A 16,910-nucleotide genomic window follows, 5' to 3' on the forward strand; every position below is an offset into this window, starting at 1 on the left:
ATTGCGGTGTGTGGCTATCGCGAGAAACGGGCGCGCGAAGGCACGCCCGCCAGACTCGCGGGGGTAGAAATAAAGGGGTGTGGTTCAGCTCAGCGTGCGTGACGCAACGCCGCCCGTTGCCGGCAAGCGGCACCGAACGCCTGGAAAATCGTCAGGTACGCAGGGTTGTCCAGCACTTGCCATTCCGGGTGCCATTGCACGCCGAGGGCGAAAGCCTTGCTGTGCTCCACCGAGACCGCCTCGATCAGACCGTCCGGCGCGATGGCCTCGGCACGCAGGCCTGGCGCCAATCGGTCGATGCCCTGGCTGTGAATCGAGTTGACCTGGAACGTCCCGGGCAGCTCCAGCGCCGCGAATACACCGCCTGGCTGCACGCTGACCGCATGGGCCGGAGCGTACTGCACCGCCAGGTCCGGGTGATCCGCTTCGCGGTGATCGAGCATACCCGGCAACTCATGCACCTTCTGGTGCAGGCTGCCGCCAAACGCGACGTTCATTTCCTGGAAGCCGCGGCAGATACCGAGCACCGGAACGCCTGCCGCGATGGCTGCACGCAATAGAGGAAGGGTAGTGGCGTCCCGCGCCGGATCGTGATCCGTGCCGGGAGCGCTGGCCGGGCCCTGATAGTGGAAAGGCTCCACGTTCGACGGCGAGCCGGTCAGCAACAGACCGTCGAGTTGACCGAGCAGGTCGTCGATTTCAGTCAGGTTGCCCAGGGAAGGAATGACCACGGGCAGCCCCAGTGCCGCGACGCTGACAGCACGCAAGTACTTGTCACCGCTGACGTGGTAGGGGTGCGGGCCAATCTGTTTGACGCACGCAGTAACGCCGATCAATGGCTTGAATGCCATTTTTATCACCTCGAAGTTTCACACTTGAACGAGCTTTTCCAGAGCTTAGCCTCGTTGATTTTTTTTAACAACTCTCATGTAAATAATTCTAAACGGCTAGGTCGCTGGAACTCAGATTGGCTGTGGGTTTGCGGGTGTTTGTTCGGTCTCGCCCAACGCGGGTGACCAATAAAATCAACAAAAAAGCCCATTTGTCCGCTATTGACTTCACTTTGCCTTTCGGATTGACTGAGGTCGCGAAAGTGCAGTGAACATAATAATTAACAGCTAATAGGTGCATCATGTCGGTCCCCCTGCGTACCGTTCAACTCAACGAAGCAAACGCATTCCTTAAGAAATATCCTGAGGTTTTGTACGTCGACCTTCTGATTGCGGATATGAACGGTGTGGTGCGCGGCAAGCGCATCGAGCGCACCAGTCTTCATAAGGTCTACGAGAAAGGCATCAACCTGCCGGCCTCGCTGTTCGCCCTCGACATCAATGGTTCCACGGTGGAAAGCACCGGCCTGGGTCTGGACATCGGCGACGCCGACCGCATCTGCTACCCGATTCCCGGCACCCTGAGCATCGAGCCATGGCAGAAGCGCCCAACCGCGCAACTGTTAATGACCATGCACGAGATCGAAGGCCAGCCGTTCTTCGCTGACCCGCGTGAAGTGCTGGCCAACGTGGTGCGCAAGTTCGACGACCTCGGCCTGACCATCTGCGCAGCGTTTGAACTGGAGTTCTACCTGATCGACCAGGACAACGTGAACGGCCGTCCGCAGTCGCCACGTTCACCGGTTTCCGGCAAGCGCCCGGTGTCGACCCAGGTCTACCTGATCGATGACCTCGACGAATACGTCGACTGCCTGCAGGACATCCTCGAAGGCGCGAAAGAGCAGGGCATCCCGGCTGATGCCATCGTCAAGGAAAGTGCCCCGGCGCAATTCGAAGTCAACCTGCATCACGTGTCCGACCCGATCAAGGCCTGCGACTATGCCGTCCTGCTCAAGCGTCTGGTGAAGAACATCGCCTACGACCATGAGATGGACACCACCTTCATGGCCAAGCCGTATCCGGGCCAGGCCGGCAACGGTCTGCACGTGCACATCTCGATCCTCGACAAGGCCGGCAACAACATCTTCGCCAGCGAGGATCCCGAGCAGAACGCCGCATTGCGTCATGCCATCGGCGGTGTGCTGGAGACCCTGCCCGCGCAGATGGCCTTCCTCTGCCCGAACGTCAACTCCTACCGCCGGTTCGGCGCACAGTTCTACGTGCCGAACTCGCCGAGCTGGGGCATCGACAACCGCACCGTGGCCGTGCGCGTGCCGACCGGCTCGCCGGATGCCGTGCGCATCGAACACCGGGTGGCCGGTGCCGACGCCAACCCGTACCTGCTGATGGCTTCGGTGCTGGCCGGTATTCACCACGGCCTGACCAACCAGATCGAGCCGGGTGCGCCGGTGGAAGGCAACAGCTACGAGCAGAACGAGCAGAGCCTGCCGAACAACCTGCGCGATGCCCTGCGTGAGCTGGACGACAGCGAAGTCATGGCCAGGTACATCGACCCGCTGTACATCGACGTGTTCGTGGCGTGCAAGGAAAGCGAGCTGGCCGAGTTCGAGAACTCCATCTCCGACCTTGAGTACAACTGGTACCTGCATACGGTCTGAGGGTTGGTGTGCCTGTGGGAGCGGGCTTGCCCGCGATATCGCAATCGCGGGCGAGCCCGCTCCCACAAGGATTGCATGGCACATCCTCAAGAGACTGGCATTCAGTCCGATCACAGCCTATTCCCCTGCGTCGAGTCACACCCATGACAAACACTCGCAGCGACTGGGAGCAACGCTTCCAGTCCTTAAGCATCGAAGGCCGCGCCTTCATCGATGGCCAATACCGTCCGGCACTCAGCGGCGCCACCTTCGAATGCATCAGCCCGGTTGACGGGCGCCTGCTGGCCAACGTCGCCAGCACCGATGAAGCCGACGCCAATGCCGCCGTGCTCGTCGCTCGCCAGGCGTTCGAATCCGGGGTCTGGTGCAAACGGGCCCCCACCGAGCGCAAGCGCGTCCTGATCCGCTTCGCCGACCTGATCCTGGCGAACCAGGAAGAACTGGCGCTGCTGGAAACCCTGGACATGGGCAAACCCATCAGCGATTCCATGGCCATCGACATTCCAGCGACCGCCAACGCGATCCGCTGGAGCGCCGAAGCCATCGACAAACTCTACGACGAAGTCGCCGCCACGCCTCACGATCAGCTAGGCCTGGTGACCCGCGAAGCGTCCGGCGTGGTGGCGGCCATCGTGCCGTGGAACTTCCCGTTGATCATGGCCAGCTGGAAGTTCGCCCCGGCCCTGGCGGCGGGCAACTCGTTCATCCTCAAGCCTTCGGAAAAGTCCCCGCTGACGGCCATCCGCATCGCCCAATTGGCGCTGGAGGCTGGCATCCCCAAGGGCGTGTTCAACGTCCTGCCGGGCTACGGCCACACCGTCGGCAAGGCGCTGGCGCTGCACATGGACGTCGACGTCCTGGCCTTCACCGGCTCGACCGCAGTTGCCAAACAGTTGCTGATCTACGCCGGGCAAAGCAACCTCAAGCGCGTCTGGCTCGAAGCCGGCGGCAAGAGCCCGAACGTGGTGTTTGCCGATGCCCCGGATCTGCGCGCAGCGGCCCAGGCGGCGGCCAGCGCTATAGCCTTCAATCAGGGCGAAGTCTGCACCGCCGGCTCGCGCCTGCTGGTGGAGCGCTCGATCCGCGAGCAGTTCATCCCGCTGCTGCTGGAAGCGCTGCAAGCCTGGCAACCCGGGCACGCGCTGGACCCGGCAACCCGGGTCGGCGCGGTGGTCGATCAACGTCAGTTGGATAACATCCTGCGCTACATCGCCATTGGCCGCGAGCAAGGTGCCGAGCTGATCGCCGGTGGCAACCGCACCCTGGAGGGCAGCGGTGGCCAGTACGTGGAGCCGACGATTTTCGACGGCGTGAGCAACGCCATGACCATCGCCCGGGAAGAAATCTTCGGCCCGGTGCTGTCGCTGATCACCTTCGACACCGCAGAGGAAGCATTGCAGATCGCCAACGACAGCATCTTCGGCCTGGCCGCCGGGGTCTGGACCCGCGACCTGAGCAAGGCCCACACCTTCGCCCGGGGCCTGCGCGCCGGCAGCGTGTGGGTCAACCAGTACGACGGCGGTGACATGACCGCGCCGTTCGGTGGGTTCAAGCAATCGGGCAACGGTCGCGACAAATCCCTGCACGCCTTCGACAAGTACACCGAGCTCAAAGCCACCTGGATCAAGCTCTGACCTATCAGACAGTCGCGGTGATGGGCCTTTGGCGTGTCACCGCGCGGGAACTCAATCATGCAAAAACATGTAAACAGCTACTACGCCGCCACCCGCAACGAGATCATCGACTTCCCGGTACTCGAAGAGTTGGTGGAGTGCGACGTCTGTGTCATCGGTGCCGGCTACACCGGCCTGTCCTCGGCGCTGTTCCTCAGCGAAGCGGGCTACAGCGTCACCGTGCTTGAAGCCGCCAAAGTCGGCTACGGCGCCAGCGGGCGCAACGGCGGGCAACTGGTCAATTCCTACAGCCGCGACGTCGATGTGATCGAGCAGCGCTACGGCGAAAAGACGGCCCAGGTGCTGGGCAGCATGATCTTCGAAGGCGCGGACATCATCCGCTCGCGCATCAAGCAGTACGACATCCAGTGCGACTACAAGCCCGGTGGCATTTTCGCAGCGCTGAACAAGAAACAACTCAAGGGCCTGGCCGAGCAGAAGAGCGGTTGGGAACGTTACGGCAACCACAACCTGCGCATGCTCGACGCGCAAGAGATCGCCAAGGAAGTCGGGTCCCGTAACTACGTCGGTGGCCTGCTGGACATGCAGGGTGGCCACGTTCATCCGCTGAACCTGGCCCTGGGCGAAGCGGCTGCCATCCTCAGCCTTGGCGGAAAAATCTTCGAGCAGTCGGCCGCGGTGGAAATCACCTACGGCGAACCCATAGTCGTACGCACGGCCAAGGGCGTGGTGCGCGCCAAGTACCTGCTGATCGCCGGCAACGCCTACCTGCCGCAAGACCTCGACGCCCGTGTCACCCGCAAGAGCATGCCCTGCGGTTCGCAGATCGTGGTCACCGAGCCGCTGTCGGAAAAAGTCGCCAGGAGCCTGATCAGCAACGACTACTGCGTCGAAGACTGCAACTACCTGCTCGACTACTACCGCCTCACCGCCGACAACCGTCTGCTCTATGGTGGCGGTGTGGTTTACGGTGCGCGCGAGCCGGATGACATCGAGCAACTGATCCGGCCGAAAATCCTCAAGACCTTCCCCCAGCTCAAGGACGTGAAGATCGACTACCGCTGGACCGGCAACTTCCTGCTGACCATGTCCCGCATGCCGCAATTCGGCCGCATCGAGAAGAACGCCTATTACATGCAGGGCTACAGCGGCCACGGGGTGACCTGTTCGCACCTGGCCGGCAAGCTGATCGCGGAAATGATCCGCGGCGACGCCGAACGCTTCGACGCCTTCGCCTCTCTGCCTCACATGCCGATGTTCGGCGGCCGCACCTTCCAGGCCCCACTGACCGCCATGGGCGCGGTGTACTACGCGATGCGGGACCGTTTCGGCATCTAGTCTGACGCTCGCCGACGGCCGTCTTGAGGAAGGTCGTCGGTTTTTTATCCGGCCTTTATCCAAGCTGCTGAGCGGTGGGCGGAAAACGTGATTTAATAGCCGCCTTTCACGTCTTCGGGACAGAGGAACGGCGATTTTCGCGACACAAGTCGCCCGCCATCCCCCCACACTACCCTTAAGTTTTTCTCACATAAGGCTGTCATGGACACGGGCTCTCGACTCAAATTAGTACGCGAAAGCTACAAGCTGTCCCAGCGCGAGCTGGCCCGGCGTAGCGGCGTCACCAATGCCACCATCTCCCTGATCGAACAGAATCGGGTCAGTCCTTCCGTCAGCTCACTGAAAAAACTGCTGGAGGGCATCCCCATGTCCCTGGCGGACTTTTTCACCTTCGACCAGCCACCCCGCGAACACCAATACATCTTCCGCGCCAACGAACAGCCCGACCTCGGCCGCCACGGCCTGCGCCTGCTGCTGATCGGTGCCTCCGTGCCCAGCCGCCAGATGCGCCTGCTGCGCGAGCAATACGCACCGGGCGCCAGCTCGGGCGAAGAGCCGATCGTGCACGCCGAAGGCGAGGAGTGCGGGCTGGTGACGCGGGGTACCGTGGAGCTCACCGTGGACGGCCAGGTCAGCGTCTTGAACGCCGGGGATGGTTATTACTTTCCGACCACACTGCCGCACCGGTTTCGCAACATCGGCGCGGACGAGGCGGAAATCATCAGTGCGAACACGCCCGCCAACTTCTGATCGCAAGGCGCCGAACATTGAACGAACACACCTTGTCCCTGCGCCTGGAGCGCGTGGCGGCCCATGTGCCAGCCGGTGCGCGCCTGGCCGACATCGGCTCGGACCACGGCTACCTGCCGGTGGCGTTGATGCGCCGTGGCGCCATCACGGCGGCGGTGGCCGGCGAGCTGGCCGCGACGCCGTTTCACTCGGCCCAGCGGACGGTGCGCGACAACGGCCTGGAGACACGCATCAGCGTGCGCCTGGCCAATGGCCTGGCGGCGATCGAGGCGGCTGACGAGATCAGCGCGCTGACAATCTGCGGCATGGGCGGCGAAACCATCCGCGACATTCTCGACAGTGGCAAGGCTCGCCTCAGTGGCCAGGAACGGCTGATCCTGCAACCCAACGGCGGCGAGCAGCCCCTGCGGCAATGGCTGATGGACAATGGTTATTCCATCCTCAGTGAGGAAGTGCTGCGCGAGAACCGCTTCGATTACGAAATCCTCGTCGCCGAGCGCGCCGGTCCGGTGAGCTACAGCCCCGAGCAACTGTACTTCGGCCCCCTGCAGATGCAGGCGCGTACCCCGGCCTTCCTGCTCAAGTGGCAGCGCCTGTTGCGTCACAAACAGCAGACCCTGGCCCACTTCACCCAGGCCGGCGCCGCGGTGCCCGCGGAAAAAGTGCAGGACATCACCCGCCAGGTACGCTGGATCAACCAACTGCTGGCCTGAACTATTCCCCGTAGCTGCTACGGGTGTTACGGGTTACGGGTTACGGGTTACGGGTTACGGGTGCGGGGGGAGGCCGGAGGTTGATTAAATGTTTGCTTGGAAATCGTAATCAGCGCGCGCCCGCTTGGGTAACGCGCGCTGATCGCGAACTCGCTCCCACCTCAGTGGGTTACTGACCGGGAGAGGGCGGGGTCTGCGTCAGCAGCGCCTGGGCCAGTTCTTCGTCCGTGGCATTGAGGCCGGGATGGTCCTGGCGCATCTGCTTGAGCACCGATTCCAGGTAGGCCCCGCGGATGGTGCCGCCGCTGGCGACGAAGCTGGAGAGGTCATCGCGGGCGGGAACGACGATCTTGTCGTCCTTGAAGGTCGAGTACAGCGACGCGGAGACCCCGGCCGAGGTGGCGACATCCTTGGCGTCCACACCGGCCAGGGCCGATCCGAAGGGCAGGCAGAGCGCAAGCGTTGGAACGAGCAGTAAACGGCGCATGGTGAGTCCTCCAAAAGCGTGAAGCCAACGGGTGTGTCACATACCCATAGGATGCGCGGTACGGCTCAGGAGTTCCGCAGATCCAGCAAGGGCCGGACGCAATGTGGATTAAACGTGTCTGTTGCCGGCGCTACGGGCGATAATGCCGGGCAATTCTCCCTTCACCTTGCCAAAGAGCGCAGCCCCCTGATGTTTGAGATCAAGCCGTGGAACCCCGAAACCTTTCGCCAGCAGACGCGCCGCAGCACCCTGATCATTGCCGTACTGTTCATTGTGCTGGCGATGGCCCTGTCGACGCTGGCGGTGATGGTGCTGGGCGAGCCGGGTGGCGATAACTTTCGCTACAACCTCGGCGGGGTGATCGCGGCGGTGGTGCTCAGCGCGGCACTGATGAAACTCAAGTTCTGGTCGCAACCCTGGATGGCCGCTGCCGTCTACGGCTGGCAGCTCAAGCGCAGCCTGATGCGCGTCACCAACGTCATGCACCAGGTCACCGATGCGGTCGCAGCCGGCAACCCGAGCGCGATGAAGCTGCTGCGCTTTTACCACCTGGGGCTGTCGCAGATGCACGAGCTGGACGCCAACTCCAGCAGCCACGCGCAACTGGTACGTGAAATGGACCAGCACAAGGCAGCCATGCAAGCGCTGGGGCTTGAGACCGAACAGACCCGCCTGCACCCCGAGTGGCTGGCGGCACTGAAAACCCAGGCCTGATCATTGTTTGCCTTTTTCCAGGAATTTCCCTCGGGGCCACAGTTTGATGTTTACCCTTAGTCATTTCGCTACCCCGTGCTCCGAGCACGTGACCGACCAGATCCTGCAACTGGTGGTCGACAACCTGACCGACATCAGCAGCATCGCCTTGCCGCCGAGCAACCCGCTGTTTGCCATCTATCAATACGCCGTGGGCTACGAAGTCCACCTCTACCTGCAGGCCCTGAGTGGTACCCAGGGCATAACCGTCGAATTGATCGTCGCGCTGGACGCCGAGGACCCCTCCAGGGTTGTCGGCTTTTTGCTGTACCTGCCGGTCAAGGATGATCCCCATGCCTGCGGCGTGGCCTTCATGGCCGTGCACGCCAGCCACCGTCGCCATGGCATTGCGCGCGCCATGGTCCAGGACATGCTCGGCCGCTACCCCCATGCCGAACTGACCTGTGCCGTGGCCAAGGTGCCGTACTTCGAGGCAATGGGCTTCCAGGTGCTGGGCGTGCGCGGACCGCAGGTGCTGATGAACACCCACGACCGAGTGACAGATGGCCTGATCGCGGTACTGGATATCGCCCCCATCTACCGGTCTACCGAAGTGCGGCAGATCCACACCTACCTGCTGCAGAAGAACGGCAAGCGGGCGATGCTCGACGCGGAAAAACAGCGCGACCGTCATCTGGATCAAATGACGGCCAAGGCGCGAGTGTTTGTGCAGGAACGGTTGGCGAACGACATCGGGTAGCGAACCACCGAGCCCGTATCGTTCGGTCAAAAAAGAGCCTCAAAGCTCTTTGATGGGGAGAAAGTAGAGCCCCGAGGCTCAAGTCGCACGTGGAACCAGTGGCAAGCTTGATTGGGGTTCAGAGCACTCGCCACTCACGCCGCTGCCGCACAAGACAAGCAGTGGCGTGGTTCCATCCTAGGAAGGTGGCAGGGTGCGCTCAAGTACCATTAGTCGCCTGTGGCTGACCGCTGAGGGTGTGCAACCGATGTATTTTTCATCGGGTCGTCACATCACGGCTATCCTGTGATTTCAAGCCGCGAGCGTCGCGCAGTCCTTGCAGCACTAAAGTGAATAACTGCCGTCATTCACGATCAATCAAGAATATGTAGCGTTTTCGAAGATGGGTTCCTTCCGGTTACGAGGGTTCTTATTGGCGCCCCACACGCAGCCAGGATGCCGGGCGGTGGTGGCAGTGGGCAAGTGACTGCAATGGACACGAGAGTCAGGCGGGCCAGGCGCATTGATGCGCAAGACCTCTTCGTGCAGACCCTGGAGCAATGGGCCGATGCAGTAGTGGTCATCGACGACCAGAGCCGGGTGCTGTTTATCAATGCCGCGGCCGAACGGTTCTGGGGTTGTCCCCGACAGGACGTAGTGGGCAGTCACGTCGACACCCTGTTTCCCGAGACCCTGCTCACGGCCGATGATCCCGGTTCCAGCCGCGACCTGAGTATCCTGGGCAAGGATGGGCAGATGCGCTGGGCGACGCTGTCCGTTTCCCGGATCACCCAGAAGGGCCGCCCCCTCCATGTGGCCTTTCTCAAGGACATCACCCAGACGCGCCTCCAAGACATCGAACACCGCCTGCTGTCGCTCTCGGTCAATGCCACCCGCTCGGCCACCTGCATCGTCGACGCGGCTGCGCGCCTGGTCTACGTCAACGATGGGCTGCTGCAACTGCTGGGCTACAGCCGCGAAGAAGTCCTTGGGCTGTCGCCGCTGAGGTTTTTTGTGCTCGACACCGAGGTCGAGCAGCCGGTGTTGCCTGAACTGGAGCGGACGTTCGGTGGCGAGCCCCATGAAGTCAGCGCCCTGATCAGCAAGCGCAACGGCCAACGGCTGTGGGTGCATGTGTCCTCGACCCCGGTGTTCGATGCCTGGGGGCAGGTCGACAACACGGTGATCGTGCTCACCGACATCACCCGCTTCAAATTGCATGAGGTGCTGCAGGACAAGGTGGTCGGCGCGCTGCTCAAGGAGGAGTCGCTGGAAAACGTGCTGACCCTGATGTGCCAGGAAATCGAACGCATCGCCCCGGAAGTCATCGTCTCGATCCTCGGCGTCGACGCCGACGGGATCCTGCACCCGCTGGCCAGCCCTGGCTTGCCAGTGGAGTACTCGCGGGCGATCGAAGGCCTGTCGATCGGGCCGATTGCCGGCTCCTGCGGCACGGCGGCCTACCGGGGCAAACCGGTGCTGGTCACGGACATCAATCACGACCCGCTGTGGGCGGACTACAAGGAGCTGGCCGGGAACGCGGGTTTGCGCGCGTGCTGGTCGATTCCGGTGCGCAACAGCTGCGGCCGGGTGGCGGCGACCTTCGCCCTGTACTTTCGCGAATGCCGCGGGCCCGACACCCTGCATGCGCACCTGGTGACCGCCGGTACGCACCTGTGCATGCTGGCGCTGGAGCGCGAGGAAGCGCGCCAAGCCATTCGCCGGATGGCCTATTACGATGGCTTGACCGGCTTGCCCAACCGCAACTTGCTCCTGGCCAGGGCGCAAAGGACCATTGCCGAAGTGGCCAGTGAGCAGGCCGAACTGGCAGTGCTGTTTGTCGACCTGGATCGTTTCAAGCAGGTCAATGATGCCTTGGGCCATGCCGCCGGCGACGAACTGCTGCAAGTCATGGCCCAGCGCCTGAGCAGTGTGCTGCGTGAGCCGGACATCGTCGGGCGCTTGTCCGGGGATGAGTTCGTGCTGGTCCTGCCGCGACGCAGCGCAACCCAGGTCACGCGGTTTCTGGAACGGCTCAAGCGCGTGCTGAGTTTTCCGGCGAGCATTGCCGGGACCTCGGTGGTGTTGTCGGCCAGCATCGGCATCAGCCTCTTTCCCGGTGACGGCCAGGACATGGAAAGCCTGCTGCAGTGCGCCGACATCGCGATGTACCAGGCCAAGCGCGCTGAACGCGGCAGCTTCAGTTTTTTCCTCGAAGAGATGAACCGGATCGCCCAGAGTCGCCTGATTCTGGAGACGGCGCTGCGCTTGGCCCTGGCTGGCGAAGGCCTGGAGCTGGAGTATCAGCCGCAGATCAATCTGCACAGCGGGACCTTGGTGGGCGTTGAGGCGTTGGCGCGTTGGGTCCACCCAACCCTGGGCATTGTCTCGCCGGAGCGTTTCATCCCCCTGGCCGAGGAGTGCGGGCTGATCAATGAGCTGAGCCAGTGGGTGCTGCAAGCCGCCTGCGGTCAACTGGCGCAGTGGCGCGAGCAGGGCCTGACGGTGCCGTCGCTGTCGATCAACCTGTCGCCGATCAACTTTCACAATCTCAATCTGGCGGCGCAGATTACCCAGCAGTTGCAACGCTACGAATTGCAGGCGGCGGATTTGTGCGTGGAGGTCACGGAGGGGGTGCTGCTGTCCAACAGCCCCGGTACCGAGCAGACCTTGAAAGAGCTGCATGCCCTGGGGGTGCGCCTGGCCATCGATGACTTTGGCACCGGGTACTCCAGCCTGGGTTACTTGCGCCACTTGCCGATCAGTGAGTTGAAGCTGGACAAGAGTTTTGTCGATGACCTGGAGCGCGATGCCTCCTGCCGTGCCCTCAGCGAGTCAGTGATTGGCATCGGCAGGGGCCTGTCCTTGCTGGTGGTGGCCGAAGGCATCGAGCACGCGGCCCAGCGCGATATCCTCAAGGCGCAAGGCTACGAAGTCGGGCAGGGCTTTTTCTTCTCGGTGCCGCTACCCTCGGAGGCGTTCAGGCAATGGTTGCTGGCGTGCCAGGGCATGGTTCCTCCCGTGAGCCACGAAAGCCCGTTGGCGGCGCTGGATTAGTGCCCAGGGCTACGCTGTGCCGTCCGCAAGGGTGAAGACCAACGCCTTCAAGCCGCTCTGCAGATCGATATCCGGAAACTCCGGCGGGTTGTCCAGGCGTTCGACGAAATGCAGGCTCGGGGCTTCGCGGGTGACGCCGTCAATCAGGAAGTCCGCACCGAAGGCCGGGTCGTTCATGCAGGCCAGCACCGTGCCCTGCGGCGCGAGCAGTTCCGGCAGGCGGCGCAGCACCCGTTGATAGTCCTTGGTCAGCAGAAAGCTGCCTTTCTGGAACGACGGCGGGTCGATGATCACCAGGTCGTAGGGCCCGTTATTGATCACCTTGCCCCAGGACTTGAACAGGTCGTGGCCGAGGAAACTTACCTGGCTCAGGTCGTGGCCGTTCAGACGGTGGTTGTCGCGCCCGCGACTCAGGGCGGCGCGGGACATGTCGAGGTTGACCACGTGCTCGGCGCCGCCCTCGATGGCCGCCACCGAGAAGCCGCAGGTGTAGGCGAACAGGTTCAACACCCGTTTGCCTTGGGCATGAGCCTTGACCCAGTTGCGTCCGTAGCGCATGTCGAGGAACAGGCCGGCGTTCTGCTTTTTGCCCAGGTCGATGCGATAGCGCAGGCCGCCTTCGGTCAGCGTCCACTCGTCGATTTCCGGCCCCAGCAACCATTCGGTGGTGCTTTGTGGCAGGTAGCGGTGTTGCAGCAGCAACGTGTGGGCGGTGCTCGCCTGCCACTGGGGCGCCTGGGTGATCTGCAGCAGCATCTGCTGCAAGGCCTGCAACTGCTGCGGCTCGGGTTCCTTGAACAGCGCGACCAGCACGATGCCCTGCAGCCAGTCCACGGTCAGTTGCTCCAGGCCCGGCCAGCAACGCCCGCGCCCGTGAAACAGGCGGCGGGTTTCTTCGGGCGGGGTTGCCAGGGCCGTCAACAGATGGGCGTGCAGGGTGGCGAGGGCGTCAGGGGTCATCGAGCAGGGGCCGGCAAGTCAAAAGGGGCGGCATTTTATACCTAAATGCGCCGCCGGGACTCGCAGCATTGGCCACAAATCCCGCCAGCCATCGGGCTCAGAGTCCCAGGTGCTGCAAGGTCGCCTCGGCCGTCGCTGCCGATGACGCGGGGTTCTGCCCGGTGATCAGGTTGCCGTCGGCCACCACATAGGACTGCCAGTCCTCGCCCTTGGAGTAGTGAGCGCCGTGGGCCTTGAGCATGTCCTCGACCAGGAACGGCACCACCTCGGTCAGGCCGACCGCCGCTTCCTCGGAATTGGTGAAGCCGGTCACCGACTTGCCTTTGACCAGCGGCTGTCCCTGAGCCTGGGTGTGGCGCAACACCCCTGGGGCATGGCACACCGCGGCCACCGGTTTGCCGGCGCCATACAGGGCTTCGATCAGGGCGATGGAGTCGCGGTCTTCGGCCAGGTCCCACAGCGGGCCATGACCGCCTGGGTAGAACACTGCGTCAAAGTCACTCGCCTTGATCTGGGCCAGCGGCTCGGTGTGGGCCAGCGCCTGGTAGGCCACCGGGTCCTCACGAAAGCGCTGGGTGGCCTCGGTCTGTGCGTCGGGGGCGTCGCTCTTCGGGTCGAGCGGCGGTTGCCCACCCTTGGGCGAAGCCAGGGTCACGTTGACCCCGGCATCCTTGAACACGTAGTAGGGTGCGGCGAATTCTTCCAGCCAGAACCCGGTCTTCTCGCCGGTGTTGCCGAGCCGGTCGTGGGAAGTCAGTACCATCAGGATGTTCATCGTGACCTCTGATTGACGTGGATAAGCCCCAGGCCAGCAAGCCCGGGACGTCTAACTATGGTCGCCAGCGCCAGGAATGCCAGCACTAAAGGACCAAGGGTCGTGCGCGCATTTGCGCAAGCGCCAGGGTGGATCAACACTGTAGTGATCGGCACGGAGCACTCATGAACGATAGCTACACCCGCACGGCGGTGTACCTGCACTGGCTGGTCGCGCTGGGACTGGTCGGCACCTTTGCCCTGGGTCTCTACATGCCGGACCTGGCCCTGTCGCCGACCAAACTCAAGCTGTATGCGTGGCACAAGTGGGCCGGGGTCAGCCTGTTCCTGCTGGTGCTGATTCGCCTCGGCTGGCGCTTGAGCCATGCCGCGCCTCCGCTACCCGCCAGCGTGCCGGTGTTGTTGCGGCGGGTCTCGCGGCTGACCCACGGCCTGATGTATGGGCTGATGTTGATCATCCCCCTGAGCGGCTGGCTGATGAGTTCGGCCAAGGGTTTCCAGACCGCCTGGTTCGGCATCTTGCCCCTGCCGGACCTGTTGGCCAAGGACGAAGCCCTGGGCGAGCGGCTACTGACACTGCACCAAAGCCTGAATTACTGTCTGCTGGCACTGGTGCTGCTGCACACTGGCGCGGCGCTCAAGCATCACTTCGTCGACCGCGATGAAGTGCTGCGCCGCATGCTCGCGTTTCGCCAAAAACCTCGCCCCTGACCACCGGCTGGAGACTGTCATGAGCCATCGACTAGCGACCGTCACCCTGGTGCTCACCATGCTCGCGTGTGGCTCGCCGAGTGCGGCGCAGTACCGGCAAGTCAACCCGAGCGCCAGCCAGATCAGCTTCACCTACAACCAGATGGGCGCCCGGGTCTATGGCACTTTCAGCCAGTTCGAGGCGACCATCGATTTTGACTCCGCCAACCCCGCGGCGGCCCGTGCCGGGATCATCATCGAGCTGACCAGCATTGACGCCGGCAACCCCGACGCCAACAGCGAACTGCAAAAACCTGGCTGGTTCGACACGGCGGTCTATCCCCAGGCCCGGTTCGAGTCCAACAACGTCACCGCCCTGGGCGATAACCTGTACCAGGTCGACGGCCAACTGACGCTCAAGGGCCTGACCCGCGAGGTCGGCGCGCGGATCGCCCTGAAGCCGGAAAGCGGCATCGGTATTTTTGACGGCACCTTCATTCTCAAGCGTGGCGACTTCAATATTGGTGATGGCGAGTGGGCGGACTACGGTGTGGTCTCCAACGAAATCAACATCCGTTTTCGGGTGGTGGCGCCCGAGCAGTAAGTGTCGAGGTGGACGATGCACAAGCAACCGGACCTGCCCAGCAAGCGGCTGTTTTTCGCCTTGCCCTGTGAACCGGCGCAGCGCCGGGCCATCGCCCAATGGCGCAATACCTTGGGGCACCTCGAGGGGCGGCCGATTGCCGGGGAGAACTTTCACCTGACCTTGATGTTTCTGGGCGAGGTCGCCGTGAGCGAGCTACCCGGTATTTACGCCGCGGCCGCTCGGGTATGCGTGCCCGGTGAGCCGTTGCGGATCAGGCTCGACCAATTGCAGGCCTGGCACCGCGCCGGGATGTTGGTACTGGTGCCTGGCGCGCCTGCGCCAGCCTTGCTGCAACGGGTGTATGCCTTGCATCAGGCGATGCTGGCGCTGGGTTTTGCCGATGTGCCCCGGGAGTACCGGGCGCACCTGAGCCTGGTCCGCGACTTTCACGCACCGGTGCCTGAAGCCGACATTGCCCCGGACTTTACGCTCGATGCCCGGCGCGTCGTGTTGTTCGAATCCCACAAGGGACGCTATCGAGCCTTGGCGCAGTGGCCGCTGGAGCCGTGAGCGGCGCCAGCGGCTACAGCGGTGGCTAGCTGATGACGCGGTAGCACGGCACGTACGCCGCGCCGCCGGGCAGCTTCATCCGGTGCTGGGCGACAAAGGCCTGCAACAGTTTGTCCAGCGGTTGCATGATTGCCGCATCGCCATGGATCTCGTAAGGGCCATGTTCCTCGATCAAGCGAATACCCATGTCCTTGACGTTGCCGGCAACGATCCCGGAGAACGCCCGGCGCAGGTTGGCCGCCCGTTCATGGGCCGGCAGGTCGAGGCGCAGTTGCAGGCTGGCCATGTTTTCGTGGGTCGGGTCGAACGGACGCTGGAAGCCCTCGTCGATCTTCAGCAGCCAGTTGAAGTGGAAGGCGTCATTGCGCTCGCGGCGGAACTGCTTGACGGCCTTGAGCCCCTGGACCATCTGCCGGGCCACCTGGGCCGGGTCGTCGATGATGATCTCGTAGTGGCTTTGCGCTTCCTCGCCCAGGGTGGCGCCGATGAAGGCATGCAGTTGCTGGAAGTACGGCTCGGCACTGCGCGGGCCCGTCAGGATCACCGGGAAGGGCAGGTCGCGGTTGTCCGGGTGCATCAGGATCCCCAGCAGGTACAGGAACTCCTCGGCCGTGCCGGCGCCGCCTGGGAAAATGATGATGCCGTGGCCGACGCGGACGAAGGCTTCCAGGCGTTTCTCGATGTCCGGCAGGATCACCAGTTCGTTGACGATCGGGTTCGGTGCCTCGGCGGCAATGATCCCCGGCTCCGTCAGGCCCAGGTAACGGCCGTTGGTGATTCGCTGTTTGGCGTGGGAAATGGTCGCGCCCTTCATCGGGCCTTTCATCACGCCCGGTCCGCAACCGGTGCAGACGTCCAGGCTGCGCAGGCCCAGCTCGTGGCCGACTTTCTTGGTGTACTGGTATTCCTCGGTACTGATGGAGTGACCGCCCCAGCATACGACGATCTTCGGTTCGACGCCGGGACGCAGGGTGCGGGCGTTGCGCAGCAGGTGGAAGACGTAGTCGCTGATGCCTTGTGAAGTGCTGAGGTCGATGCGCTGGCTGTCCAGCTCATTCTCGGTGTAGACGATGTCGCGCAGGGCGCTGAACAGCATCTCGCGGGTGCTGGCGATCATCTCGCCGTCGACGAAGGCGTCGGCCGGGGCGTTCAGCAGTTCGAGGCGTACGCCACGGTCCTGCTGGTGAATGCGGATCTCGAAGTCGCGGTAGGCTTCGAGGATGGTCTTGGCGTTGTCGACATGGGCGCCGGTATTGAGAATGGCCAGGGCGCACTGGCGAAAAAGAGAATAGATGCTGCCCGTACCCGCTGCGCTCAGTTGTTGTACTTCGCGTTGGGACAGTGTTTCCAGGCTGCCTTTTGGGCTCACCGACGCATTGATTACTTGTCTTGCTGTCATTCTAAATTCCC

At 63.0% G+C, this 16,910-nt stretch carries 16 protein-coding genes; 11 read left to right on the top strand and 5 right to left on the bottom strand.

Going from position 1 to position 16,910, the window contains the following annotated elements; genetic code table 11:
• Positions 1-89: 89 nt before the first annotated feature.
• Complete coding sequence (locus H7995_RS10025) at positions 90-851, bottom strand: gamma-glutamyl-gamma-aminobutyrate hydrolase family protein (RefSeq protein WP_182344069.1); 762 nt, start codon at positions 849-851, stop codon at positions 90-92.
• A gap of 281 nt (positions 852-1,132) precedes the next feature.
• Between H7995_RS10025 and H7995_RS10030 the strand changes: the two genes are divergently transcribed.
• The 5 genes from H7995_RS10030 to H7995_RS10050 all read left to right on the top strand — a co-directional run bounded on the left by H7995_RS10030 (position 1,133) and on the right by H7995_RS10050 (position 6,944).
• Positions 1,133-2,509, top strand: coding sequence for a glutamine synthetase family protein (locus H7995_RS10030; protein ID WP_166592341.1), 1,377 nt, complete (start codon positions 1,133-1,135; stop codon positions 2,507-2,509).
• A 143-nt stretch (positions 2,510-2,652) separates the two neighbouring features.
• Positions 2,653-4,143, top strand: a complete 1,491-nt coding sequence (locus H7995_RS10035; protein WP_185818292.1) for an aldehyde dehydrogenase — start codon at positions 2,653-2,655, stop codon at positions 4,141-4,143.
• Positions 4,144-4,197: 54 nt separating this feature from the next.
• A complete protein-coding gene (locus tag H7995_RS10040; protein ID WP_322740488.1) occupies positions 4,198-5,481 on the top strand; it encodes an NAD(P)/FAD-dependent oxidoreductase in 1,284 nt (427 codons plus the stop codon).
• A gap of 201 nt (positions 5,482-5,682) precedes the next feature.
• Complete coding sequence (locus H7995_RS10045) at positions 5,683-6,231, top strand: cupin domain-containing protein (protein ID WP_027618083.1); 549 nt, start codon at positions 5,683-5,685, stop codon at positions 6,229-6,231.
• Between the two features lie 17 nt (positions 6,232-6,248).
• Complete coding sequence (locus H7995_RS10050; RefSeq protein WP_166592343.1) at positions 6,249-6,944, top strand: tRNA (adenine(22)-N(1))-methyltransferase; 696 nt, start codon at positions 6,249-6,251, stop codon at positions 6,942-6,944.
• A 169-nt stretch (positions 6,945-7,113) separates the two neighbouring features.
• On the opposite strand, the gene H7995_RS10055 is transcribed toward H7995_RS10050, so the two are convergent.
• Positions 7,114-7,431: a DUF2388 domain-containing protein gene (locus H7995_RS10055; protein ID WP_166592344.1), complete on the bottom strand. Its 318-nt coding sequence runs from the start codon at positions 7,429-7,431 to the stop codon at positions 7,114-7,116.
• A 189-nt stretch (positions 7,432-7,620) separates the two neighbouring features.
• Between H7995_RS10055 and H7995_RS10060 the strand changes: the two genes are divergently transcribed.
• The 3 genes from H7995_RS10060 to H7995_RS10070 all read left to right on the top strand — a co-directional run bounded on the left by H7995_RS10060 (position 7,621) and on the right by H7995_RS10070 (position 11,920).
• Positions 7,621-8,145, top strand: coding sequence for a DUF3087 domain-containing protein (locus H7995_RS10060; protein ID WP_166592345.1), 525 nt, complete (start codon positions 7,621-7,623; stop codon positions 8,143-8,145).
• A 46-nt stretch (positions 8,146-8,191) separates the two neighbouring features.
• A complete protein-coding gene (locus H7995_RS10065; RefSeq protein ID WP_185818294.1) occupies positions 8,192-8,884 on the top strand; it encodes a GNAT family N-acetyltransferase in 693 nt (230 codons plus the stop codon).
• Between the two features lie 471 nt (positions 8,885-9,355).
• Positions 9,356-11,920, top strand: coding sequence for an EAL domain-containing protein (locus tag H7995_RS10070; RefSeq protein WP_244647684.1), 2,565 nt, complete (start codon positions 9,356-9,358; stop codon positions 11,918-11,920).
• 9 nt (positions 11,921-11,929) lie between these two features.
• On the opposite strand, the gene H7995_RS10075 is transcribed toward H7995_RS10070, so the two are convergent.
• Both H7995_RS10075 and H7995_RS10080 read right to left on the bottom strand, forming a co-directional pair.
• Positions 11,930-12,880: a class I SAM-dependent methyltransferase gene (locus H7995_RS10075; RefSeq protein WP_182344082.1), complete on the bottom strand. Its 951-nt coding sequence runs from the start codon at positions 12,878-12,880 to the stop codon at positions 11,930-11,932.
• A gap of 97 nt (positions 12,881-12,977) precedes the next feature.
• Positions 12,978-13,655 carry a type 1 glutamine amidotransferase domain-containing protein gene (locus H7995_RS10080; RefSeq protein ID WP_166592348.1) on the bottom strand — a complete coding sequence of 226 codons (678 nt, stop codon included), beginning with the start codon at positions 13,653-13,655 and terminating at the stop codon, positions 12,978-12,980.
• A 164-nt stretch (positions 13,656-13,819) separates the two neighbouring features.
• Here H7995_RS10080 and H7995_RS10085 point away from each other — a divergent pair, with 164 nt between their 5' ends.
• Genes H7995_RS10085 through thpR form a run of 3 tightly spaced genes read left to right on the top strand, consistent with a single transcriptional unit; the run spans position 13,820 to position 15,500 of the window.
• On the top strand, positions 13,820-14,365 hold the full coding sequence (locus H7995_RS10085) for a cytochrome b (protein WP_166592349.1): 546 nt from the start codon (positions 13,820-13,822) through the stop codon (positions 14,363-14,365).
• Positions 14,366-14,384: 19 nt separating this feature from the next.
• Positions 14,385-14,948, top strand: a complete 564-nt coding sequence (locus H7995_RS10090) for a YceI family protein (protein ID WP_166592350.1) — start codon at positions 14,385-14,387, stop codon at positions 14,946-14,948.
• Positions 14,949-14,963: 15 nt separating this feature from the next.
• Positions 14,964-15,500: an RNA 2',3'-cyclic phosphodiesterase gene (thpR, locus tag H7995_RS10095; protein WP_166592351.1), complete on the top strand. Its 537-nt coding sequence runs from the start codon at positions 14,964-14,966 to the stop codon at positions 15,498-15,500.
• 25 nt (positions 15,501-15,525) lie between these two features.
• Here thpR and ppnN read toward each other — a convergent pair whose 3' ends face one another.
• The gene (gene ppnN / locus H7995_RS10100; protein WP_166592352.1) at positions 15,526-16,899 is read right to left on the bottom strand and encodes a nucleotide 5'-monophosphate nucleosidase PpnN; all 1,374 of its coding nucleotides are present in this window, start codon (positions 16,897-16,899) and stop codon (positions 15,526-15,528) included.
• Positions 16,900-16,910 lie beyond the last annotated feature (11 nt).

Origin of the sequence: Pseudomonas kielensis (genome assembly GCF_014236655.1) — a bacterium.
Taxonomy (GTDB): Bacteria; Pseudomonadota; Gammaproteobacteria; order Pseudomonadales; family Pseudomonadaceae; genus Aquipseudomonas; species Aquipseudomonas kielensis.

Bases quoted from the DNA above. Each gene is read 5' to 3' on its own strand.
- H7995_RS10080 (WP_166592348.1), bottom strand. From the start codon at position 13,655: ATGAACATCCTGATGGTACTGACTTCCCACGACCGGCTCGGCAACACC.
- thpR (WP_166592351.1), top strand. From the start codon at position 14,964: ATGCACAAGCAACCGGACCTGCCCAGCAAGCGGCTGTTTTTCGCCTTG.
- ppnN (WP_166592352.1), bottom strand. From the start codon at position 16,899: ATGACAGCAAGACAAGTAATCAATGCGTCGGTGAGCCCAAAAGGCAGC.
- H7995_RS10075 (WP_182344082.1), bottom strand. From the start codon at position 12,880: ATGACCCCTGACGCCCTCGCCACCCTGCACGCCCATCTGTTGACGGCC.
- H7995_RS10060 (WP_166592345.1), top strand. From the start codon at position 7,621: ATGTTTGAGATCAAGCCGTGGAACCCCGAAACCTTTCGCCAGCAGACG.
- H7995_RS10030 (WP_166592341.1), top strand. From the start codon at position 1,133: ATGTCGGTCCCCCTGCGTACCGTTCAACTCAACGAAGCAAACGCATTC.
- H7995_RS10045 (WP_027618083.1), top strand. From the start codon at position 5,683: ATGGACACGGGCTCTCGACTCAAATTAGTACGCGAAAGCTACAAGCTG.
- H7995_RS10090 (WP_166592350.1), top strand. From the start codon at position 14,385: ATGAGCCATCGACTAGCGACCGTCACCCTGGTGCTCACCATGCTCGCG.
- H7995_RS10065 (WP_185818294.1), top strand. From the start codon at position 8,192: ATGTTTACCCTTAGTCATTTCGCTACCCCGTGCTCCGAGCACGTGACC.
- H7995_RS10055 (WP_166592344.1), bottom strand. From the start codon at position 7,431: ATGCGCCGTTTACTGCTCGTTCCAACGCTTGCGCTCTGCCTGCCCTTC.
- H7995_RS10025 (WP_182344069.1), bottom strand. From the start codon at position 851: ATGGCATTCAAGCCATTGATCGGCGTTACTGCGTGCGTCAAACAGATT.
- H7995_RS10085 (WP_166592349.1), top strand. From the start codon at position 13,820: ATGAACGATAGCTACACCCGCACGGCGGTGTACCTGCACTGGCTGGTC.
- H7995_RS10070 (WP_244647684.1), top strand. From the start codon at position 9,356: ATGGACACGAGAGTCAGGCGGGCCAGGCGCATTGATGCGCAAGACCTC.
- H7995_RS10035 (WP_185818292.1), top strand. From the start codon at position 2,653: ATGACAAACACTCGCAGCGACTGGGAGCAACGCTTCCAGTCCTTAAGC.